Here is a 21,927-nt window from a genome sequence, read left to right on the forward strand (position 1 = left end):
TCATGGGGCCGGTATAGAAGCCACCGACGCCCCTGGCGCAAGCGCGTATCCAAGGCAAGAGACAATTGATTGACCATTCCAAGACCCGGTTCCCGGGTACGGCAGCACAGGCATGAAGCGGCTTTCCTTTGTGTTCATGCTGGGCGGAATCCTGCTTGGCATCGCCATCGTCTTCGGCTTCGGTGCCCGGCATGTGCTGGAAGCGATGCTGTCGGTCGGCTGGTGGGGCTTCGCTGAGCTGACCCTGGCGCAGCTCCTTATTTCCATCCCGCTCGCCTTCGCCTGGCTGATCATTCTGCCGCACCGAACCTGGCAATTGCTGCCGCGTCTGTATTGGGGACGGCTGGTGCGTGAGGCCGGCGGGCGCTTTTTGCCCTTTCTGCCCGTGGGCGGTTTCGTCATCGGCGCCCGCGCCGTCTCCCTCACCGGTCTGCCCATGGCGCTGTCGGCGGCCTCGACCCTGGTCGATGTCGCGGCCGAGTTCACGGCCGAGGTCATGTTCGCGGCGCTCGGCCTTGGCGTTCTCCTGGTCTGGCAACCGCATTCGGACCTGATTCTGCCGGTCGGCGCCGGCATTCTGGTGGCGGCCGTCGCTGCCGCGATCTTCATCGCGCTGCCCGGCCAGGGCACGCGGCTTCTGCAGAAGCTCGCCGCCCGCATCGGCAAGGGCGAGGGGCGCGCGCTCGGCTCGCTCGACAGCATGGCCAGCCAGTTCGACGCGATCTACGCCCGCAAGAGCGCCATCATCGGCGCGGTTCTGCTGCATTTCCTGGCCTGGCTCGGGTCCGCCTGCCAGTCCTGGCTCGCCTATCATCTGCTCGGCGCGCAGATCACCGTCAGCCAAGCGCTGGCAATCGAGGCTTTGCTGCGCGCGGCCCTGAGCATGACCTTCTTCATTCCCGGGGCGGCCGGCGTGCAGGAAGCCGCCTATGCCGGGCTTGGCGCCATTTTCGGTCTGCCGGTCGAGATTTCCGTCGCTGTCTCCCTGCTGACGCGCGCCCGCGATCTCGTCATCGGCCTGCCCGCTTTGCTGCTGTGGCAATATCTGGAATTTCGCAAGCTGAAGACAAACGGCAGCGGCAAGCTGCCCGACCTCGGGACCGCCGCTTCCTGACGGACCGGCGGTTTGAGCGTTTCAGCTTAGGTCTGAAGCGCCTCCTACGCCGTCAAGCCCAGGGAAGACGGTTGCTCGGCGCTGTTCCAATGACCTCCGACAAACCCTAATCCAGCTTGATCGGTGCCCGCACGCGGGCATTGAGCCAATCCAGGAACCAGACGATACCGCCGCGCCAGAAGCCGAAAATTTTCTGCTGATGGCTGCGATAGAGCATTTCGTGACTGAACTGGGCCAACCGCCCTCGAAAGGTGATGCCCTTGAACAGGCCAAGCCGCCCGAGCGAGCCGAAAGCGTCGTAATCGGCCAGCGACACCAACATACCCATGTCGTGATAGGCGAAATCCGGAATCGGCGTCCCCTTGTCGATCAAGGCCGGCAGATGCAGCACCAGATGCCGGGCCTCCTGATGCGCGACCTGGGCGGTGGGCGGTAGCGGATGGGCGGCGCCCGCCGGTTTCAGCGTCGCACAGTCGCCGACCGCGAAAATGGCCGGGTCCCGCGTCGTCTGCAGATTGGGCAGGATCGCCAATTGATTGCTGCGCACGGCTTCCAACCCGTCCAGATCGGCCAGCAGGCCCGGCGCCTTCACGCCTGCCGCCCAGACTTTTAGGCTAGCGGCAACCTCGGACCCGTCCGCAAGCGTAAAGCCGGCTTCCGTCGCCGCACTCACTTTAGCATTGGTCATGACCTTGATGCCGATGGCGGTCAGCCGGCGCTCGGTCGCCGCCGAGATATCCTCGGGGAAGCCCGCCAGCAGACGGGGCCCCGCTTCCATCAGCGTGACGGTCATCAGGCCCGACAGCCCATGCGCGCCGAGACCAGTTGAGATATCCAGAAGCTGGATGAGTTCGGCCGCCAATTCCACGCCGGTGGCACCGCCCCCGACGATCGCGATCGACAGCGGTTGCTCGAACGCCACCGACTGCAGCATGCGCGTGCGGATTTCGTGATTGAAAGCGATGGCCTCGCGCCGCGAATCGATGGTGCGGCAATGATCCTTCACACCGGGCGTGCCGAAATCATTGGCCTCGCTGCCGATCGCGAGCACCAGCGCGTCATAGGCGATACGGCGCTCGGGGATGACAAGCCGCCCGTCCGCCGCGTGCAGTGGCGCGACGACGATCGCCTTCGCCGCACGGTCCAGCCCGGCCAGCGCACCGGCCTGATAAGCGAAGCCGGCGTCTCGGGCTTGTTTGACGAAGGCGAGGTTCTGCTGCGCTACATCCCGCGTGCCGGCGGCGATGGTGTGCAGGATCGGCTTCCAGACATGGGCGAAATCGGCGTCGACCAGCGTGATCTCCGGCGCTGGCTTGCCGCGGCGCCGCGCCGGACCCCATTTGCGGCCGAGCGTCGTCGCGATTTCGATCCCGGCGACACCGCCACCCACGATCACCAATTGATAAGACTTGCCCGACGCCGGCATCGGCTAAGCTCCATCCATTAAAACCGAACAGAGACTTGGCTATGGTTCCGATAACGTCGAGGGCCAGATCCCGCAGAGCAGGCCTTCTAGTTAAGAATAATTCGCAACTTCATCGCACCAGGCAGCCGCACGACACAGACCCTTCGGCTATTCGCTTCAGCCACCGGCCAAGAAATCGACCAATCCAAGCGGTGCCTGATCGCCGAGGCAGAGGCGACCGTCGCCGCGCAATGGCGGCAACTGGACCCCGCAGCCTATCCATTCGTGCGACAGGTCGCGACAGAGATGCGGGCGCACGACGACCAAGCGCAATTCCTGGCCGGCATCGACCTCATTCTGGCCGGTATCGCAACCAAGCGTTCGACGGTCAAAGGCCGATCTTGAACGCGGTCGCCGCGCAGGATCCTTAAACTCTGTCAGGTTTAGTTGGAAACGCCCCCAAATCTGTCGCCCGCGGCTTCATGCCGCGGGTCTACCCAGTTAGGCGCCAACACGGCGTCTGGGCGCCGCGCCGGGTAGGTCCGCGCAACGAGTGCGCGGATGACGGATTATCTATTAAAACCTGACAGACTCTAGTTCAGACTGCTGCGCAGAATCGTTAATTCAGACTGCTGCGCAGTCGGCGCATCACGGCACGCGCGCGGTCGGAATCGGCGCCGGGCGGAATCAGATCAACCACCCGCCCCATGCAACGGACGGCCGCCGCGATCTGGCCCATCTGCTGATTGATCCCCGCCGCCTGCTGCCAAAGGTTGATGTCACCCGGTGCGAAGCGGAGCATGTCCTCCACAACGCGCAGGGCGCCCGCGAGGTCGCCCGATTGTTCGCGGCGGTAGCTGATATTCTGCTGCAGCCGGATCAGCACTTCCCGCTTCGTCATACGCACGGTCAGCACCGGCGCAGCTTTCGCACGGCGACGCCCGTCGCCGATGCGCGCCAGCATGCCTTCCAAATCCTCGGGCTCCAGAATGCGGCCGCCGGCAAAGATATCCAGCAGCGCCTGCCCGTCATCGCCGTCCAAGCCGAGCACGAAATGGCTGGGGAAATTAATGCCGTAGCAATCCCAGCCGGCCACTTCCGCGCAATGCAGCCAGATGATGCCGAGACCGATCGGCATACCGCGCCTGCGCTCGGTCACCGCGATCAGGTTCAAATTCTGCAAATCGTCATAGGTCTCGTAATCGCCGCTATAGTCGTGGCGGCAGCCGAGCATGCCTGAGAGCGCTTCCGCCTGATCCTGCGCGCTGCTGCCGGCCCAAAGCTGCAATTCCGCCGCTTCGCGGGCAAGAAGCGTTAGATGTTTCTGAGCGCGCCGCCAATCGGCACCCGGCGCATCAAGCCGCGCCAGCAGCAGCGCCGTATCCGCGAGCGCGATTTCATTATCCGGCAGTTGCCCCACAGCATCGAGCGCCGCACGGATCATGGCGGCAGCCTGATCATCCTGACCGCCCGGAGAGGGCTGTTCGCGATCGTCGCTCAGGATCGGTCTCCTTCATCTGGCGCCGATCCTATCGATGGATCGGCTAGAGCGGCAAGGGCGCTGCCTTGATCTGCTCCATAGCGAATCGGCTGGTCACGTTGCGCAAAGGCACTGCCGCGATCATGCGCCGGTAGAATGCATCATAGGCGCTGATATCGCTCACGACGACATGGAGAAGATAATCCACATCGCCACCCATACGCCATGCATCGACGATTTCGGGCGTCTGCTCAACCAGGGCCGCGAATTTCCCCAGCCAATCGGCCGAGTGGTCCGTCGTCTCCACCGAGACGAAGACCGAGACCGGCAAGCCCAGCGCCTTTTGATCCAGCACGGCGACCCGCGCCTTGATGACGCCGTCCTTCTCCAACCGGCGGATGCGCTTCCAGCAGGGCGTCGGGGTGAGATGGACTTCGGCGGCAATTTCGGCGAGCGACAGGGATGCATCGCGCGCGATGAGGCGAAGGATGGCCCGATCGGTTTCGTCCATCGACACGGCTGCGGCCATGAGCGCCCAACTCTCTGATCAAACAATGCGGAGCGACCTGCCCCGTTTGATCATTCCATCAGATTATCGAACCGGCGGAAACATAATTTTCTCCGGCCCAGCCATATGGTCTTACGATATAGAAAAACTATCCGCGAGCGCCCCCAAATTTAGGACGCGCTTAGCGTTCTTAGCTTTGGATGGTGCCGGCAATCTCCGCCGGCGCGCGCAGGGTCAGCGACAGCGCATGCAAACCGCCTGCGAACTCATCGGCCAATGCTTCATTGACAGCGCGGGCGCGGGCGACCCGGTTCATGCTGGCAAAACAATCGGCGACCATGGTGACGTTGAAATGAGATTCGCCGCCCTGCCCGGCACCGCCCGGATGACCAGCGTGACCGATATGGCGGGCGCTATCGTCCTCCACCACCAGAGACAGCGGCACGAAGGCGCGCGACAAGGTATCGGTGATGCGGGTCTGGCGGCTCATGGCAGCGATTTTCGCCGAAATCACGGGGGGAGTTCAACTCCCCCGATTGCCGTCCTGCCGTGCAAGTGCGGTGTTGCCAAGGGCAGTCGGTTTTCACCATATAGCGGCCATGACAAACCGACGCGTCCCCCGTGCGAGGGCCTACGCGCCCGACCCGGATGCGCCGGGCCGGCTGTGCGATTCACCCGGTTGCGAAGAACTGGGCTGCTATCGCGCACCCAAATCGCGCCTCGCCCTTAACGATTACTTCTGGTTCTGCCTGGACCATGTTCGCGCCTATAACGCGAAATGGGACTACTACAAGGATATGACGCCCGGGCAGATCGAGCAGCAGCTGCGGGACGATGTCTCCTGGCAGCGGCCGACCTGGCGATTGGGCAGCAATGGCGGCACGCATGCGGCGCAGGAGGAATTGCTGCGCGATCCGCTGCTGCATATGGACGGCCGCCACCCGCATTCGCATGCCTTTCGTGAAGCGATCGAGGTTCCGGCCGAGCTGCGCCAGCCGCTCGGCGTTCTCGGTCTCACCTGGCCGGTGACCATGGATACCGTGAAGGCGCGCTACAAGGCACTGGCCAAGAAACATCATCCGGATGCGACCGGCGGCGGCGACGGCGCGGCGGAGGAGCAGATCAAGGCCATCAACGGCGCCTATACGACGTTGAAGCGGCATTGGCCGGCGGATGACAGGCAGCCGGCCACGGCCCCGCCCTGACACGCCGGAACCGTCAGCGCGCTTAGGCCGGACCGCATGGGCTGGGCTGACATTGGCTTTCTGCGCAGCCTGCGGGTTGCGATGCGCCCCCACTCCGCTAATCTGACATGAGCATGACAGGACAGTCTTTTCGATGACGAATGCCGCAAATTCCGAAACAGATATTGCGAAGAGCCTCAGCTTTCTCGGTTCGCCCGACGTTAAGGTGAATGTGCGTGAGACTTTCGGCATCGATTCCGACCTCGTCGTCCACCGCTTCGACAGCAAAACCGAGCATGTGCCGGATATCGATCCGACCTATCAATTCGATCGGGAGACGACGCTCGCGATCCTGGCCGGCTTTGAATACAACCGCCGCGTGATGGTGCAGGGCTATCATGGCACCGGCAAATCGACGCATATCGAGCAGGTCGCGGCCCGCCTCAACTGGCCCTGCATCCGCATCAATCTCGACAGCCATATCAGCCGCATCGATCTCATCGGCAAGGATGCGATCGTCTTGAAAGACGGTCAGCAGATCACGGAATTCCGCGAAGGTATTCTGCCCTGGGCGTTGCAGCACCCCGTCGCGCTGGTCTTTGACGAATATGATGCCGGCCGGCCGGACGTGATGTTCGTCATTCAGCGTGTGCTGGAAGTGGCCGGGCGGCTGACGCTGCTGGATCAGAATCGCGTCATCCATCCGCATCCCGGCTTCCGTCTGTTCTCGACGGCGAATACCGTGGGCCTGGGCGATACGACCGGCCTTTATCATGGCACCCAGCAGATCAATCAGGGCCAGATGGACCGCTGGAGCATCGTCGCGACGCTGAACTATCTGCCGCATGCGCAGGAGACGGCGATCGTGATGGCGAAGCTCGGCATCGACCCGAAGGACGGGCCGGCCAAGCGCCGTGTGGAAAGCATGGTCGCGCTGGCCGACCTGACGCGCGCGGGTTTCATCGCGGGCGATATCTCTACCGTCATGTCGCCGCGCACGGTCATCACCTGGGCCGAGAATACCAATATTTTTGGCGACCTGATGTATGCCTTTCGCGTCACCTTCCTGAACAAGTGCGACGAGGCCGAGCGCCAGACCGTGGCGGAATATTACCAGCGCTGCTTCAACGAGGAACTGGCCACCGGGCTTCGCCGCGCGAGCTAAGGCATAAAAGTTTTTGGTTCTTTTTTCAAAAGACGCAAAAACTTTCGGTCTCTAACGTATTGATAAGGTTCGATTCATAGTGCTGAGTGGATCAGACCCCAGGGGCAGGCTTTGAGCGGAACCAAGGACGGACAGGAACGAGCGGAAGCGTTCAAGCGCGCGACGGCCGGCACCATTCGCGCGGTCGCCGGCCAGCCGGAGCTGGAAGTCGCCTTCCAGGCCGGTCCGGCCAGCCTGACCGGTAAGCGGGCGCGCCTGCCCTCACCCACCCGCGGCCTGCCGCCTGCCGAAATCACCCGCATTCGTGGCGCGGCGGATGCGGTGGCGCTGCGGTTGAAGCATCACGACAGCGCCGTCCATTCCGCACGGTCGCCCGCCAGCCGCGAGGCGCGGGACGTCTATGACGCGTTGGAACAGGCCCGCGTCGAAATCGTCGGCAGCCGCCATATGGCCGGGGTCGCGGCCAATTTGCACCAGAAGCTGGTCGAGCAGATCGAGGCCGAGGGCCTGGACCGCATGACGAAGATGGAGCAGCTGCCGCTGTCCTCCGCCTTGTCGCTACTGGCGCGGGAACGGATGTCCGGTCAGCCGGTGCCGGCGGGGGCCGAGCGCGTGCTGGCACAATGGCGCGACGCGGTGGGGGCGGACGCCGCCGCCGCTTTGACCGACATGGCGGCCAATGCCGACGACCAGCAGGCCTTTACCCGCGCGGCCCGCAAGCTGCTGCAAGCCTATGATCTGGCCGACGCCGAGATTGAAGCCGAGCCGGAGGAGCAGCCCGAGGGCGGCGACGACGCGCCGGAGGAGAATCCGCAGCAGGACGCCTCCTCGGAAGGCGAAAGCCAGTCGCAATCCGAAGCCGAGGCCAGCATGTCGGCCGATCCGCAGGATATGGACGGCGAGGCCTCGGCCGAGGAAGCGACCGAAGGCGAAGAGGATGAGGCGATGGAGGCCGAGGGCGACGAACGCCCCGGCGGCCAGCAGCAGACCAAGGATCGCGGTCAGGAAGACAATCAGTACCGCGCCTATGCCAAGAATTTCGACGAAGAGATCGAGGCATCGGAGCTGTGCGATTCCGAAGAATTGTCCCGGCTCCGTCAGCAGCTGGATCATCAGCTACAGCATCTGCAGGGCGTCGTTTCCAAACTCGCCAACCGGTTGCAGCGCAAACTGCTGGCCCAGCAGACCCGCGCCTGGGATTTCGATCTGGAAGACGGGCTGCTGGATGTCAGCCGCCTTGCCCGCGTGGTGACGACACCGACCGCCTCCCTGTCCTACAAGCGCGAACGCGACACCGATTTCCGCGATACCGTGGTGACGCTGCTGATCGACAATTCCGGCAGCATGCGCGGAAGGCCGATCACGGTCGCGGCAATGTGCGGCGATATTCTGGCCCGCACGCTGGAACGCTGCGCGGTGAAGGTGGAAGTGCTGGGCTTCACGACGCGCGCCTGGAAGGGCGGGCAAAGCCGCGAGCGTTGGGTGCAGGACGGCAAGCCCCGCAACCCCGGCCGTCTGAACGATCTGCGCCATATCATCTACAAATCCGCCGACGCGCCCTGGCGGCGCAGCCGCCGCAATCTCGGCTTGATGCTGCGCGAAGGGCTGCTGAAGGAGAATATCGACGGCGAGGCGCTGAACTGGGCCTACCGTCGCCTGCTGACGCGGCCCGAGCATCGCCGCATCCTGATGGTGATCAGCGATGGCGCACCGGTCGATGATTCGACCCTCTCGGTCAATCCCGGTAATTACCTGGAAAAGCATCTGCGCCAGGTGATCCATGAAATCGAAAGCCGCAGCGCCGTGGAACTGGTCGCGATCGGCATCGGCCATGACGTGACGCGCTACTATCGCCGCGCCGTCACCATCGTCGACGCCGAGGAACTGGGCGGGACGATGATGCGTCAGCTGACATCGCTCTTCGATGAGACGGGCGGCGAAAGCTGGGGTCGCGTCTCGGGTGAGCGGACCCCCGCGATCGTCTGAGAACGAGCAGCGGTCTGGATAGGCCGTCGCCCGCGCAGGCGTTGCGCGGACGACTTTATCGAATGAAATTTACTTCTTCTCGACCGCTGCCTTGACCTCGTCCACCGCTTCCAGGAAGCGGCTATGGACCAGGCCAAGCGCTTCGGTGCTGGACTTGCGCAGCAGGTCCTCGACCTCTTTCAGATCCGAGACGCTTTTCTCGTAAGCGGTCTTGAGCATTTCGGTCTGAATGACCGCGCGCTCCTGCGGGCTGGCAGTCGTCGCCAGCACGCGGGCCGCCTCGGTCGCGTCGGCCACTTGGCGGCGGATCACTTCGACCTGCCGCTGCGTGATGGCCTGCGCGCCTTCGAAGATGAGCTTGTTGGCGGCGGTCAGCGCCGCAAGGTTGCGCTTCTGCGTCTCGACCAGCGCCGTCACGGCCGGAAAGGCCGGCAGCATGTTCAGAGACGTGAAGTATTTGGTGATGTCGGCGGGGAAATTCGGCAGATCGGACATCGCTTTACCTCCTGGGGGCAGGCTTTTTGGGCAGACAGGCCGCTTCCGGCCTGGCGGGACGAATTGGCTCGTCTCCGCCCGCATAACGCGCCCTCGGGCCCTCTCTGGCAAGCGGCGGGCGGACATGACATGCAACCGTCAACACGATCGTGACGGCGCCTGGACAAGCGGCAACAGGGGCCGCGTCAGAAGGCCGGATCGGCGGGCGGCGGCGCCGTGAAGGGCATCTCATCGCTGCCGATGCCGGATGAGGCTTCCTCCTCCTCAGGCGTCTTGTCACCCAGATAGCGCGCCAGCATGCCGGCCCGGTCCAGCGCCTTATCGGTCGCCGTCATGGTGCTGGAGAGATCCGGACTGTCATCCTGGGTCCAGGCGCGCACGGCATAAAGCCAGACGCCCAGCAGGCCCTTGACGCGCAGCTTGCCGCGCAAGCCACCGGCCGGAATGCCCGCGCCTTCCAGCAGCCAGCCCATGCTGCGGGTCGACAGCCGCGTCAGAACAAGGCCGAGCATGGGGTCGAAGCGGGCGGCATCCAGTACCGCCGTAACACCGGCGCGATGCGCCTGCAGCACGTCAAAGCGGCGCATGATGATATCGAACAGACGATCCTTGACCGGGCCTTCCGTCGTGGCACCCGTCAGCGCCGCCTGATCGGCGATGCTGCCGAAACGGATCAGCACGTGCAACTTGGTGGGGAAGCGGGCGCGGGCGCGCGGCAGATCGAGAGCGGCCGTGCGCGCGGCCTCGACGATGCTGACGCGGGCCCAGCCGCGCTCGCCCGCCTGGGCGAAAACCGCGGCCACCAAGGCTGCATCGAATTCACTGTCGGTCATGCTGATCTGCCCTCAATCACGGTCGCTTATCTTGGCATTCCTATTGCGACAAAGAAGGGGCAGAGGCGTTGCCACCCCTGCCCCCATTCATCGCAAGCCTAACCTTCGGCTGTCAGGCCTCGCCCACGCATTCCAGCATGGCAGCACGCAGCGCCTCCTCCGGCGGTTTGCCGCCGGCGATCACAAACTGGAAGGCGGGGAAGAAGCGCTCGCATTCGGTGATCGCGATATCGACCATATCCTCCATGCTTTCGAGCGACGCACCCGGCGCGCCGCGCAGCAGCACGGCATGACGGAAGACGGGCATGCCGTCATCGGCGTCCATGCCGAAATGGCCGATCCACAGATGCGTATTGGCCAAAGCGAGCAGCTTGTAGAAATCAGCCCGGCGCTTCTCGGGCACCTTCATGTCGAAGGCGCAAGTGAAGTGCATGGCCGAAATTTCGGAAGACCAGTTGAAATAAAGACCGTAATCCGACCATTGGCCCGGCGCCTCGGCCGCCATCTCGGCATCGTTGCGGCGTTCGAAAGCCCATTCATTGGTTGATACGATCTGCTCGATCACATCGAGCGGATTTTTGACGCTGGCGTGAGCGGCAATGCTGCTTGCAGACATCGAAGGTCTCCTCGGTGCTGGGAGGAAGGCCGGATCGGCGGTGAGACGTTGCCGCTGCCGGATGATGGGCTCCCCGATGGATCCCAGTTCCGACGTCGCGAATCGCCGCCTCCGTAAAAACACTAGGGGCTCTACGGCGCAAACCGCAAGTAAAGCCCGCTCGTGCAAAGGCTTATGGGCTAAACTGCCACAAAACCCTCATCAGGCAATGGGCGAAACCGGGCTGCCGCCATGGGCGTCACCGGATGCGTCCGGCGGCGCATCGCTCGGCACGGCCGGCGGCAGGTCCTGCGGGAAGGCCGTGATCGGGTCGACCACAGGGGTTTCCGACGGTGCCGTGCCTTCCAAAGCCGCCACGCGGGCTTTCAGCGCCGCGATCTCGACCTCGGCCGTTTCCAACGCCAGACGCGTATTGGCGGCCAGGTCCTGCACGGCGGCAAGCTGTTCGCCGCGGGCGATGTCGAGCTTGTGAATGACAGCCTCAACCCTTGCCGTGAAAACAGCTTCGGCCTCGTCGCGCAGGCCGGTAAAGGCGGAGAAAGCGCCCTGCGCCACCCCTGCCAGATCATCCATGAAGCGGCCGCGCTCCTTCATATTCGTCCTCCTGCCTTCCACCCCAGGGGTGGGTTGCGTATAAGCCGCCGCCATGAACCGGAACCTGAGGTCCCAGCCGCTGGCGGCTCAGCCCGTTCCTAACAGACTTGTGTCGCCGAGGGCAGTATACATGGGTCGAGACCGACCGCTGACCAAGACCGGCCGCAGCATCCCACAAGCGCGAGGCCTGGCTTCCCTATGAAACCCTTGGTTTTTCCGGACTTTAACCCGATCCTGGTCAAGATCGGGCCTTTCGCCATCCATTGGTATGCCATCGCCTATATCGCCGGACTGGTGATCGGCTGGCGTCTGGTGCGGCGCTTCGTGACCTGGGCGCCCACCGCCGCCACCCCGCTTCTGGTCGATGATTTCCTGTCCTGGGCGACGCTCGGCGTCGTGCTGGGAGGGCGCAGCGGCTATGTGCTGTTCTATCAGCCGGGCGCCTTTTTCGCCCATCCGCTGAGCATCTTCGCGGTCTGGGACGGCGGCATGAGCTTCCATGGCGGCATGCTGGGGGTGGCGGCCGCCATCATCTGGTTTTGCCTCAAGCACCGCCTCAATGTCCTGGCCTTCGCCGACCGCATCGCGATCGTGGCCCCCATCGGCCTTGGCTTCGGGCGCCTCGCGAATTTCATCAACGGCGAATTATGGGGCCGTCCGGCGCCGGCCGGCTGGCCGGGCGCGATGATCTTTCCGCGTGTCGACCAGATCCCGCGCTTTCCGAGCGAGTTGTACGAAGCCTTCTTGGAAGGGCTGTGCCTCTTCGTCTTCATGCTGCTGATGGCACAATCGGAGACGAGGCGCCGCCATGCCGGCGCGCTGACGGGTTTCTTCCTGGTCGGTTATGCCGTTGCCCGCAGCATCGGCGAATGCTTCCGCGAGCCGGACGCCTTCCTGGGCTTCCTGTTCCAGGGGCTGACCATGGGCCAGCTGCTCTGCGTGCCGATGCTGCTGGCCGGCATCGCGCTGCTGATCTACGCCTATAAAAGCCGGCCGATCCCGGTGACCGCTTGACGGAGGAAACGCCGGAGCGGCTCGATCGGTTCATGGGTCGCGCCAATGCGGCCTATTATGCGAACCACGATCCCTTCGGCGATTTCACGACCGCGCCTGAAATCAGTCAGATCTTCGGCGAGCTGATCGGCGCCTGGGCCGCTGTGGTCTGGGGGCTTATGGGCAGCCCGGCGGCGGTGATCCTGGCTGAAGCCGGACCCGGTCGCGGCACGCTGATGGCCGACGCGCGGCGGCTGACAGCGCGCGTGGCGCCCGATTTCCATACCGCTTGCCAGGTCCATTTCATCGAAACCTCCCCCCGCCTGCGCGCCGAACAGGCCAAACGCGTGCCGGACGCCGCTTGGCATGACGATCTCAGCAGCCTGCCCGACGGGCCGCTGATCCTGGTCGGGAACGAGTTTCTGGACGCGCTGCCCATCCGCCAGTTTCGGATCAGCGACGGCCAGTGGTTTGAGCGCCATGTGCGCGGCACGGCATTCCTGGACATCGCCTGCCCATCGCCACCCGCTCTGCCGGCGGATGAGGCGGATGAGCAGGGCATTCTGGAACAGAACGAGCCGGCGGAACGCTTTGTCGCGGCGCTGGGCCATCGCATCGCGTCGCAAGGCGGCGTCGCGCTGCTGATCGACTACGGCTCGGCCCAAAATCCCGGCGACAGCCTGCAAGCGATTCGGGGAAAGCGCATGGCGCCACCCCTGGAACAGGCGGGCGAAGCCGATCTGACCGCGCTGGTCGATTTCGGTGCGGTCGCCCGGGCGGCCCGGCGCGGCGGTGCCGACGTGCAAGGCCCGGTCACGCAGGGTGCCTTCCTGACCGCACTCGGCCTGGTGCCTCGCGCCATCAAACTTGCCGCCGGTCGGCCGGAGACGGAAGCCGCCGGCATCATGGCGGCCGCACGACGGCTTGCCGAACCGACCGCTATGGGCCGATTGTTCAAGGCCATTGCCGTCACGGCGCCCGGCTTCCCGCCTCTGCCAGGATTTTCCGCATGACCTTGCCTGTCGTGACCGCCCCGTCCCTGCCCGTTCCACACGGTTTCTTCACGCGGGCGGGCGGGGTTTCCACCGGTCCCTATGCCAGCCTGAACTGTAGCTTGTCCGGCGGCGACGACCGGGCGGCGGTGCTGGAGAACAGAGCCCGCGTCGCCCTTACCCTGGGCGCCAGGCCCGAAAATCTCGTCGGCCTGACGCAGGTTCACGGCATCGACGTCGCAACCGTCACGACCCCCTGGGCACCGGGTGACGGCCCGCGCGCGGACGCCATGGTGACGAAGACGCCCGGCATCGCCCTTGGCATCGTCACCGCCGATTGCGGGCCGATCCTGTTCGCCGATGCTGAGGCCGGCATCGTCGGCGCCGCCCATGCCGGCTGGCGCGGTGCGGTTGCCGGCATTCTGGAGGCGACGATCGATGCGATGCTGGCGCTCGGTGCTGAGCGGTCGCGGATTGCGGCCGTCGTCGGCCCCTGTATCCGCCAGCCGTCCTACGAAGTGGCGGCGGATCTGAGAGACGCAGTGCTCGCGCATCATGCCGCCGATGCCCGGTTCTTCACGCCTGGACGGCCCGAAAGGTGGATGTTTGACCTTAGTGGCTATTGTGCTGCACGCCTGACCCAGGCAGGGGTTGGGCATGTCTCGATCACCCCAGGCGACACCGCCGCTGAGGCGGATCTGTTCTTCAGCCACCGACGCCGCACGCTATCCGGCGGCGGTTCGATCGGGCATCAGATTTCGGGAATTCTATGCGACGCCTGACTTTGTCCTTCCGTTACGGGGTAATGGCCCTGCCGCTGGCGCTCGCTGCCTGCGGCGATTTTCCACAGCCGATGATGGGCCATCCCGGCCGGATGGGCGCGATACTCGCCCATCCGCCGCCGCAACGCCTGGTGATCCCGGTGCCGATGCGCGCGCTGCTGGACGACAAATCCGCGGCCGCCTTCGCCGGCGATATGGCCGATGCCCTGGCCGCCCAGACCGTGCCCGCGATGGCGCAGAAGCCGCAGCGCGGCGACTGGGTGCTTGGCATCTCCGCGACCATGGCGGGTAATCAGGTGACACCGACCTATACCGTCTTCGATCCGCGCGGCCATGTTCAAGGCCGTGAATCCGGCCAGCCCGTGCCAAGCCAGGCATGGGCCGATGGCGACCAGCCGACCCTGACGGCGGAGGCCAATGACGCCGGCCCGAAGATCGCCAATCTGCTGTCGAATATCGATGCGGCGCTGAAGGAAAACGATCCGAACAGCCTCTACAACCGTCCGCCGCAGCTGGATTTCAGCAAGGTCACCGGCGCACCGGGCGACGGCGATACCGCCCTGGCAAGGGAAATGACCAAGGATATCGGCGCGCTCGGCGTCATCGTCGTCGACCAGAAACGCGATGCCGATTATCTCATGCGCGGCCAAGTGAAGACCGTCACCGTAGACGCCAAAACCCAGCGTATCGAAATCTACTGGATCATCGATACGTCGGACGGCAAGGAAATCGGCCGCGTCGCGCAGCTGCATGACATTCCGAAAGGCTCGCTCGACAGTTTCTGGGGCGATGTCGCGGTCGTCGCGGCACAGCAGGCGGCCGGCGGGGTCAAGGAAGTGCTCGACAATAATATCGGCAAGCGCGCCTACGCCAAGAAAGCGTCGCCCGCACCGGCTGCCGGAAAGCCCGCCGCAGGCGGCGCTGCCGGCAAGATCGATCTATCGGTTCCGCCGTCAGACACCGCCAATCCGTCATGAAGACGACGCTTGACACAGGCGCGCGGGACTGTGGACTGCCCGTATCTGCGTGGACACATCGCACCCGCGTTGCTAGAAGCCGGCCGCAAGAAGCCAATCCGGCGATGCTGACGGAACCTGCCGCATGAAAATCGTTGCCTGCAACAGCAACCGTCCTCTGGCGGAAGCAGTCGCCGCCGCGCTGAACCTTCCGCTCACCAAGGCTTCGGTCCGACGCTTCGCGGATATGGAGATTTTCGTCGAAATCCATGAGAATGTCCGCGGTGAGGACGTGTTTGTGGTGCAGTCGACCGCCTATCCGGCGAATGATCACCTCATGGAACTGCTCATCACTTTGGATGCGCTGCGCCGCGCCTCCGCCAAGCGCATCACCGCCGTCATCCCCTATTTCGGCTATGCGCGGCAGGACCGGAAATCGGGCTCGCGCACGCCGATCAGCGCCAAGCTGGTGGCCAATCTCATCACCGAGGCTGGCGCCAACCGTGTGCTGACGATGGATCTGCACGCGGCCCAGATTCAGGGCTTCTTCGATATCCCGGTCGATAACCTTTATGCCGCGCCGCTCTATGCCCGCGATATTCAGGAGCGTTATGCCGGCCGCAACCTGATGATCGTCTCGCCCGATGTCGGCGGCGTGGTCCGCGCCCGCGCGCTGGCCAAGCGCCTGGACGTCGATCTGGCCATCATCGACAAGCGGCGTGAGCAGGCGGGCGTCTCGGAAGTCATGAACGTGATCGGCGACGTCGAAGGGCGGGACTGTATCCTGGTCGATGATATCGTCGATTCCGGCGGGACGCTGTGCAATGCAGCGGCGGCCCTGATCAAGGAAGGCGCCCGGTCGGCGAGCGTCTATACGACCCATGGCGTGCTGTCGGGTGGGGCCGTTGCGCGCATCGCCTCCTCCCCCATCGAGATGATGACGATCACGGACAGCATCATCGCCACCGAAGCCGTGCGGCTGGCGAGCAATGTCCGCCAGGTCACCATCGCACCGCTATTGGCCGAAGCCATGCGCCGTATTTCGGACGAAAGCTCCGTCAGCTCGCTCTTCGATTAAGGATCATCCCCATGACGCAGCTGACGCCAGTCGCCTTCTGGTTCCTTCGCCATGGCGAAACGGACTGGAATGCCCAGAACCTGAGCCAGGGCGATATCGATATTCCCTTGAATGCGACCGGGCGGGCGCAGGCCTTGCGCGCCGCCGAGCTGATGCAGGGCCATGCGATCGCGACCATCGTCGCCTCCACCTTGTCCCGCGCGAAGGATACGGCAGAGGCCGTTTCCGCCGTCACCGGGATTGCGGTCCAGACCGATGACGGGCTGCGGGAAGTGAAGTTCGGCGAGCAGGAAGGCCAGCCGATGGGCGATTGGTACGATGACTGGATCGCCGGCACCTATACGCCGGACCGGGCCGAGACCTTCGCAGGCCTGCGGGAACGCGTGACGCTCGCTATCAACCGCGCGCTGGAAAAGCCGGCACCGGTTCTGGTCGTCGCCCATGGCGCCTTGTTCCGCGCCGTGCGCGCAGCGATGGGGCTGGAACCCAATGTGCGCACGCCGAACGCCATGCCGATCTTCTGCGAGCCGCCCAAGGCCGAAGGTGAACCCTGGACGCTGACGCCGGTCGAGACAGGGGTTTAAATCTTCTCCGACAGGCCGATCGCGCTCTATGCTAGACTGCGTTAATTGCCATGGCGGTGAACGACATGCGGTCTACCGTTTCTATAGACGATCTCCTGTATGAGAAGGCCAGCAAGGTCAGCGGCATTGAGGAGCAATCGGCGGTCATCAACGAGGCCCTGAAAGCTTTGATCGAGCGCGAAAGCGCTCGGCGCCTGGTTCAGCTTGGCGGAACCGAGCCCGGCTTGCTGCCGCCCGACCGGCGGCGACCTGTTTCTGCTTCTTGATCCTGGTTGATACCTCCGTCTGGATCGATCACCTGCGGATCGAGGATAGGACGCTTGCCGGTTTGCTGAATTCCGGCGTTGTTATCTGTCACCCTTTCATCATCGGAGAGATTGCGCTTGGCAGTCTTCGTAACCGGCGGCGCGTGATCGATGCTCTCCAAGGGCTCGCTTCTCTGCCCAGCGTGGATGACGCGACGGTGCTGAGTTTCATCGAGCAACTGGGGTTAGGAGGACGCGGTATCGGCTATGTCGACGCTCACCTGATGACAGCGGCAGCAAAAACCGCAGGCACAACCATCTGGACAAGAGACCGTCGACTGAGGAATGTCGCGCACGAACTGTCGCTGGCAACGCCAGACAATCTGCTGACCTGACTATCAGGCGTCCTGACACACCGGCTTCGTGATCCGGTAAAGTCCGACATCGATGGCACTCGCGCGGAACCCTGCCTCGCAATAGGCGAGATAATAATCCCAGCGGCGGCTGAAGGCCTCATCCATGCCTTCGGCCCGCAGCCGCGGCGTCGCCGTATGGAAGCGACGGCGCCATTCGGCCAGCGTTTCGGCGTAGCTGAGACCGAAGGTCTCCACGCTGTCCAGCGTCAGCCCGACGCGGGCGATTTCCGCCTGCATGATCGATATCGTCGGCAGCATGCCGCCGGGAAAGACATAGAGCTGGATGAAATCCGGCACTCGCAGATAGGCCTCGAACTTCTCCTCCGAAATCGAAATCACCTGCAGCACGGCGGTGCCGCCGGGCGCCAGGCAGTCCTGCAGCCGCTGGAAATAGAGCGGCCAATAGTCGCGGCCGACTGCTTCCAGCATTTCGATGGAGACGACGCGGTCGAACTGGCCTTCGACATCGCGGTAATCCTGCAAGCGCAGATCCGCCTGGCCGGCCTGGACCGAGAAGGCCAGCCGGTCGCTGGCATAGGCGAGCTGCGCCGGGGAGAGCGTCAGTCCGGTGACACGACAACCCCGTTGGACCAGACGTTCGGCGAGACCGCCCCAACCGCAGCCGATCTCCAACACCTCTTCCCCACCATCGATATCGAGCAATTGCAGAATGCGATCCTGCTTCGCCGTCTGCGCCTGTTCCAGCGTCAGCCGCGACGGACGGTACAGGGCCGAGGAATAGGTCATCCCGTCATCCAGCCAGCGCCGATAGAAGTCGTTGCCGAGATCGTAATGGGCCATGATATTGCGCCGCGCGCCCATCTTGGTATTGGCATGCCGGCCGTGGCGCAGCCTGTTAACGACGCGCGTGAGCCAGGAACCGTCGAGCGAATTGCCCAGCGCGGTCTGATTGCGGGCAGCGAGTTCGATCAGCACCGGCAGGTCGGGACTTTGCCAATCCCCATCCATATAGGATTCCGCGAAACCGACATCGCCACGCAGCGCCAGCTTCAGCAGGGGCCGCCAATTATGCAGCACGAGCACCGCTTCCGGTCCGGGCTCGCGGCCCTGGCCGATCAGTTCGACGCCGCCGGGCAGACGGACGACAAGACGCCCGAGCGCCAGACGTCGCAACAGCTTGGCCAGCACGAAGCGTCCGGCAAGCGCGCCGGGGGCAAAAGGAATAGAAGCCGAGGCAACAAAACTGGACATGATCAGCCTGTCACGATTGTCACGGGGTGGGGTGGCGGCGCGGGCTTCGGATGAAAGCCGACCTTCTTGCGCCAAAGCTTCAAGGCTTCCCAATGGATGCCGGTCACAACCTTGAGACTGAGCGCGGGAGACCGCAGAAAATTGCCGAGCAGCGCGCGATCGGTCAATTCGACACGGCGGCCCGTGAGGCTGGCGGTGATCAGCTTGCCCGTTGCCTCCCCCATATTGCCCAATCCCAATCCGTCGATGACGACCGACATGCGCGCGCCCGGCGGCACCACACGGAAGCGATATTCCATGTCCATGGGCATGAAGGGCGAGACGTAGAAGACTTTCCGCGAAGCCTGACAGATCAAGCGGCTTTCTGGTTTCTCGACCCGGATCAGATAGCTGTGGCGCTGCCCGAAGGTATTGTTGACCTGATACAGAATGCTGGTCAGCACGCCCGCCGCGTCATGACAGAAAAACACGCTGAGCGGATTGAAGGCATGACCCAGCACGCGCGGCATCGACAACAGCCGGATCGGGCCTGACGCATCAATGCCGGCATCGGTGCATTGACCCCTCACCCAGTCGCGCAAGCCGCGCTTGCGTCCGTCGCCATGGTCGCGTTCAAAAAAACTCACCAGATTGAAACGGCCGATGGAGAAAAGCCTCAACTTTGACGAAAGGCTTTCCAGATCATCAAGGTCGATAAGCAAGGAGAAGATGCGATACCGCAACTCATGCCTGACCGGATGATAGCGCCGGTGGGTCACGATACCGGGATAGAGGGCCGATTGCATGATGCTGCCCCTGACCGTCATGCGGCGAGCGGTTGCGGCGTGGATTGGGCAAGTCCGCCGGTGGGCAGGAAAATGCGCCCTGATTCCTCGGCAACCGTCCAAGGGCGCCGCACGGAACCGAGCGCCTCGGCAACAGCGAGCCCGGCCTGCAAACCATCTTCATGAAAACCGGCGCCGAACCAGGCACCGCAGAACCAGACGCCGCTGCGTCCCTGGATATCCCAAAGGCGCCGCTGGGCCGCCAGGGATCGCGCGTCGAACAGCGGATGCGCGTAAGTCTCTGTCTGCACCATGCTGCCCATTTTGGGCGGGCGCGGCGGATTGATGCTGACGAAATAATCCTTGCGCGGCGGAAGATTCTGCAGGCGGTTCATCCAATAGGTCAGGTACGGAGAGACCGCGCCGTCCTGCTCCGCTTCGATGAAGTTCCAGGATGACCAGGCGCGGCGGCGCTTGGGCATCAGGCTGCTGTCAGTATGCAGCACAGCGAGATTCTTCGTGCTCCGGAAGGCGCCGAGCAGGTCGCGCTCCAGTTCATCGGCATCGCCCAGCATCGCCAAGGCCTGATGCGCGTGTGTGGCGATGACAACTTGATCGTGCTCAACCGTCTCGCCGCTCATGTCCCGCAACCGCACGCGCTTGCCCAGGCGTTCGACGCTGCGGATCGGCCGGTTAAGGCAGATACGTCCCGACATGCCCGACACCAACTTGAAGACATAGGAAGACGACCCGCCTGAAACCGTGCGCCAGATCGGGCGGCGCGCGATCTGCAGCAACCCGTGGTTGACACAGAAACGCAGAAAGGCACCGGCCGGATAATGCGCGACCCCGTCCGTCGGTGTCGACCAGATGGCGGAAGCCATGGGCAGAAGATGATCGTCCCGAAAAGCGGCGCTATATCGCCGAAGATCGAGATAGGCACCGAGACTCATCGTCTCCCGCTCGACCATCGCGATATCGGCCGGCGCTTCGCGATAGAAGCGCAGCAGATCGCGCAGCATGGACCAGAAGCGCGGCCGCAGAATGTTGCGCGGCTGCGCGAAAAGTCCCGGCAGATCGCGGCCGGCATATTCGAAGCCCCCCTCATCCTTCGAGACGGCGAAGGACATGTCTGACGCTTCCGTCCGCACATCCAGGTGCCGGAACAGCGCCGTCAGATTGGGATAGGTCTGCTCGTTATAGACGATGAAGCCGGTATCGATGCCGAGCGGGCCGGTCGGGCTTGGCACAAAGGCCGTGTTGCTATGGCCGCCGAGGCGATCATCGGCCTCGTACAGCGTGACGTGATGGTGCTGGCTGAGCAGCCAGGCGGCCGAGAGACCGGCAATGCCCGAGCCGATCACGGCGATGTCCAAAGGACCAGAGTGAGGCCCCGCCGCAACCGGTTCGGAAAAGTTCAAAGACATGCGTCCATCCCATCCACCTGTTGGAACGGTCTTCGGCTCCAACTTGTTCCCTACGCAGGGAAAACCAGCGTGGATGCAGGGACCAGACCTGCCACGGACCCTCTCGCGCGCTGACGGCGGAGACGCTTCACTCCGCCCAGGACAGAGGCAGGATGTCAGGATTCCATGCGGCATGGGTTGCAAGAGCGTGAACAGCAGACGGCGATATCCGCCCCCACGCGGCGCGGCGTGACCCGCGGCATGCTCGGTTTGGGCGGTCTCGGCATCGTCAGTCTGGTGACGACGGCCTGCTCACCTTTGGGTGTGCTGAACGGCATGGCACCACGCCGGCAGGCAGCGCAGGACATCGCCTATGGCAGCGATCCGCGCCAGCGGCTGGATATCTATGTGCCTGAGGGCCTGAGATCCCCGGCCCCGGTCATCGTCTTCTATTATGGCGGCAGTTGGGACAGCGGATCGAAGGCGATGTATCGCTTCGTCGGTGGCGCGCTGGCCGCACAAGGGTTCGTGACCGTCATCCCAGATTACCGGCTTTATCCGCAGGTGCGCTACCCGACTTTTCTGGACGATTGCGCGAGTGCCTTCGCCTGGACTGCCGAACACGCCAGGCAATGGGGCGGCAGCGACACGCAGTTTCTGATGGGCCATTCCGCCGGGGCCTATAACGCTGCCATGCTCGCGCTCGACCTGTCCTATCTCCGCGCCGCGCAAAGCCGGCTGATGCCGGCCGGTACCGTGGGGATCGCCGGGCCGTATGACTTCCTGCCGCTGGAAAGCGCAGAGCTGAAGACGATCTTCGGCTTCCCGACCGCACCGCTGACCCAACCGATCAACCATGTCGACGGCCATAACGCGCCGATGCTGCTGCTGGCCGGCACTCAGGATACCACCGTGTTGCCGCGCAATACGACGCGCCTTGCCGCGCGCATTCGGGACGCCGGCGGTCCGGTCTCATCGAAGCTTTATCCGGGCATCGATCACCGGGAGATCATCGGCGCCATCGGGCAGCCCTTCCGCTTCCTCGCGCCGACCTTGTCCGACAGCGTGTCGTTCCTGCACCAAACCGCATCTGCCAAGGTTCAGCCCGCGTAGGGTTTT

The 21,927-nt window shown here is 64.0% G+C and carries 24 protein-coding genes; 13 read left to right on the top strand and 11 right to left on the bottom strand.

Annotated features, from left to right (window positions below; genetic code table 11):
* Positions 1–112 precede the first annotated feature (112 nt).
* Complete coding sequence (locus ACELLULO517_RS07230; RefSeq protein ID WP_227306625.1) at positions 113–1,114, top strand: lysylphosphatidylglycerol synthase domain-containing protein; 1,002 nt, start codon at positions 113–115, stop codon at positions 1,112–1,114.
* 106 nt (positions 1,115–1,220) lie between these two features.
* Here the strand turns inward: ACELLULO517_RS07230 and ACELLULO517_RS07235 are convergent, their stop codons facing one another.
* From ACELLULO517_RS07235 to ACELLULO517_RS07250, 4 genes are all read right to left on the bottom strand, one after another.
* The gene (locus ACELLULO517_RS07235; RefSeq protein ID WP_227306626.1) at positions 1,221–2,540 is read right to left on the bottom strand and encodes an NAD(P)/FAD-dependent oxidoreductase; all 1,320 of its coding nucleotides are present in this window, start codon (positions 2,538–2,540) and stop codon (positions 1,221–1,223) included.
* A 598-nt stretch (positions 2,541–3,138) separates the two neighbouring features.
* Positions 3,139–3,963 (bottom strand): SirB1 family protein, encoded by an 825-nt coding sequence (locus ACELLULO517_RS07240; RefSeq protein WP_227306627.1) that lies wholly within the window; start codon positions 3,961–3,963, stop codon positions 3,139–3,141.
* A gap of 100 nt (positions 3,964–4,063) precedes the next feature.
* On the bottom strand, positions 4,064–4,528 hold the full coding sequence (locus ACELLULO517_RS07245) for an Lrp/AsnC family transcriptional regulator (RefSeq protein WP_227306628.1): 465 nt from the start codon (positions 4,526–4,528) through the stop codon (positions 4,064–4,066).
* Between the two features lie 169 nt (positions 4,529–4,697).
* Positions 4,698–4,997 carry a BolA family protein gene (locus ACELLULO517_RS07250; protein ID WP_227306629.1) on the bottom strand — a complete coding sequence of 100 codons (300 nt, stop codon included), beginning with the start codon at positions 4,995–4,997 and terminating at the stop codon, positions 4,698–4,700.
* 109 nt (positions 4,998–5,106) lie between these two features.
* On the opposite strand from ACELLULO517_RS07250, the gene ACELLULO517_RS07255 reads away from it, so the two are divergent.
* From ACELLULO517_RS07255 to cobT, 3 genes are all read left to right on the top strand, one after another.
* A complete protein-coding gene (locus tag ACELLULO517_RS07255; protein ID WP_227306630.1) occupies positions 5,107–5,712 on the top strand; it encodes a J domain-containing protein in 606 nt (201 codons plus the stop codon).
* 133 nt (positions 5,713–5,845) lie between these two features.
* Positions 5,846–6,856 carry a cobaltochelatase subunit CobS gene (cobS, locus tag ACELLULO517_RS07260; RefSeq protein WP_227306631.1) on the top strand — a complete coding sequence of 337 codons (1,011 nt, stop codon included), beginning with the start codon at positions 5,846–5,848 and terminating at the stop codon, positions 6,854–6,856.
* Between the two features lie 111 nt (positions 6,857–6,967).
* Positions 6,968–8,842, top strand: coding sequence for a cobaltochelatase subunit CobT (gene cobT, locus ACELLULO517_RS07265; protein WP_227306632.1), 1,875 nt, complete (start codon positions 6,968–6,970; stop codon positions 8,840–8,842).
* A gap of 69 nt (positions 8,843–8,911) precedes the next feature.
* On the opposite strand, the gene ACELLULO517_RS07270 is transcribed toward cobT, so the two are convergent.
* The 4 genes from ACELLULO517_RS07270 to ACELLULO517_RS07285 form a co-directional block, all read right to left on the bottom strand.
* The gene (locus tag ACELLULO517_RS07270; protein ID WP_227306633.1) at positions 8,912–9,337 is read right to left on the bottom strand and encodes a phasin family protein; all 426 of its coding nucleotides are present in this window, start codon (positions 9,335–9,337) and stop codon (positions 8,912–8,914) included.
* Positions 9,338–9,522: 185 nt separating this feature from the next.
* Entirely contained in the window at positions 9,523–10,170 is a 648-nt protein-coding gene (locus ACELLULO517_RS07275) for a TetR family transcriptional regulator (RefSeq protein ID WP_227306634.1), read from the bottom strand.
* Between the two features lie 112 nt (positions 10,171–10,282).
* Positions 10,283–10,786 carry a type III secretion system chaperone family protein gene (locus ACELLULO517_RS07280; protein ID WP_227306635.1) on the bottom strand — a complete coding sequence of 168 codons (504 nt, stop codon included), beginning with the start codon at positions 10,784–10,786 and terminating at the stop codon, positions 10,283–10,285.
* A gap of 201 nt (positions 10,787–10,987) precedes the next feature.
* Complete coding sequence (locus ACELLULO517_RS07285) at positions 10,988–11,380, bottom strand: accessory factor UbiK family protein (RefSeq protein ID WP_227306636.1); 393 nt, start codon at positions 11,378–11,380, stop codon at positions 10,988–10,990.
* 198 nt (positions 11,381–11,578) lie between these two features.
* Between ACELLULO517_RS07285 and lgt the strand changes: the two genes are divergently transcribed.
* From lgt to ACELLULO517_RS07325, 8 genes are all read left to right on the top strand, one after another.
* On the top strand, positions 11,579–12,394 hold the full coding sequence (gene lgt, locus ACELLULO517_RS07290; protein ID WP_227306637.1) for a prolipoprotein diacylglyceryl transferase: 816 nt from the start codon (positions 11,579–11,581) through the stop codon (positions 12,392–12,394).
* A gap of 32 nt (positions 12,395–12,426) precedes the next feature.
* Positions 12,427–13,386 (top strand): class I SAM-dependent methyltransferase, encoded by a 960-nt coding sequence (locus ACELLULO517_RS07295; RefSeq protein WP_227306926.1) that lies wholly within the window; start codon positions 12,427–12,429, stop codon positions 13,384–13,386.
* Positions 13,383–14,147 (top strand): peptidoglycan editing factor PgeF, encoded by a 765-nt coding sequence (gene pgeF / locus ACELLULO517_RS07300; RefSeq protein ID WP_227306638.1) that lies wholly within the window; start codon positions 13,383–13,385, stop codon positions 14,145–14,147. The genes ACELLULO517_RS07295 and pgeF overlap by 4 nt, the downstream gene beginning before the upstream one ends.
* Positions 14,135–15,124 carry a hypothetical protein gene (locus ACELLULO517_RS07305; RefSeq protein WP_227306639.1) on the top strand — a complete coding sequence of 330 codons (990 nt, stop codon included), beginning with the start codon at positions 14,135–14,137 and terminating at the stop codon, positions 15,122–15,124. Before pgeF ends, ACELLULO517_RS07305 begins: the two co-directional genes overlap by 13 nt.
* A 124-nt stretch (positions 15,125–15,248) precedes the next feature.
* Complete coding sequence (locus tag ACELLULO517_RS07310; protein ID WP_227306640.1) at positions 15,249–16,181, top strand: ribose-phosphate pyrophosphokinase; 933 nt, start codon at positions 15,249–15,251, stop codon at positions 16,179–16,181.
* Between the two features lie 11 nt (positions 16,182–16,192).
* Positions 16,193–16,765, top strand: coding sequence for a histidine phosphatase family protein (locus tag ACELLULO517_RS07315; RefSeq protein ID WP_227306641.1), 573 nt, complete (start codon positions 16,193–16,195; stop codon positions 16,763–16,765).
* A gap of 50 nt (positions 16,766–16,815) precedes the next feature.
* Positions 16,816–17,031 carry a type II toxin-antitoxin system VapB family antitoxin gene (locus ACELLULO517_RS07320; RefSeq protein WP_227306642.1) on the top strand — a complete coding sequence of 72 codons (216 nt, stop codon included), beginning with the start codon at positions 16,816–16,818 and terminating at the stop codon, positions 17,029–17,031.
* Complete coding sequence (locus ACELLULO517_RS07325) at positions 17,028–17,405, top strand: type II toxin-antitoxin system VapC family toxin (protein ID WP_227306643.1); 378 nt, start codon at positions 17,028–17,030, stop codon at positions 17,403–17,405. Before ACELLULO517_RS07320 ends, ACELLULO517_RS07325 begins: the two co-directional genes overlap by 4 nt.
* Before the next feature lie 3 nt (positions 17,406–17,408).
* Here the strand turns inward: ACELLULO517_RS07325 and ACELLULO517_RS07330 are convergent, their stop codons facing one another.
* The 3 genes from ACELLULO517_RS07330 to ACELLULO517_RS07340 are packed head-to-tail and all read right to left on the bottom strand — an operon-like array spanning position 17,409 to position 20,829.
* The gene (locus ACELLULO517_RS07330) at positions 17,409–18,638 is read right to left on the bottom strand and encodes an SAM-dependent methyltransferase (protein WP_227306644.1); all 1,230 of its coding nucleotides are present in this window, start codon (positions 18,636–18,638) and stop codon (positions 17,409–17,411) included.
* Between the two features lie 2 nt (positions 18,639–18,640).
* Positions 18,641–19,423 (bottom strand): DUF1365 domain-containing protein, encoded by a 783-nt coding sequence (locus ACELLULO517_RS07335; RefSeq protein WP_227306645.1) that lies wholly within the window; start codon positions 19,421–19,423, stop codon positions 18,641–18,643.
* Between the two features lie 17 nt (positions 19,424–19,440).
* Positions 19,441–20,829 carry an NAD(P)/FAD-dependent oxidoreductase gene (locus ACELLULO517_RS07340; protein WP_227306646.1) on the bottom strand — a complete coding sequence of 463 codons (1,389 nt, stop codon included), beginning with the start codon at positions 20,827–20,829 and terminating at the stop codon, positions 19,441–19,443.
* Positions 20,830–20,994: 165 nt separating this feature from the next.
* Here ACELLULO517_RS07340 and ACELLULO517_RS07345 point away from each other — a divergent pair, with 165 nt between their 5' ends.
* Entirely contained in the window at positions 20,995–21,921 is a 927-nt protein-coding gene (locus tag ACELLULO517_RS07345) for an alpha/beta hydrolase (RefSeq protein WP_227306647.1), read from the top strand.
* The last annotated feature ends 6 nt before the right edge of the window (positions 21,922–21,927 follow it).

This window comes from Acidisoma cellulosilyticum (assembly GCF_020621385.1).
GTDB classification, from domain to species: domain Bacteria; phylum Pseudomonadota; class Alphaproteobacteria; order Acetobacterales; family Acetobacteraceae; genus Acidisoma; species Acidisoma cellulosilyticum.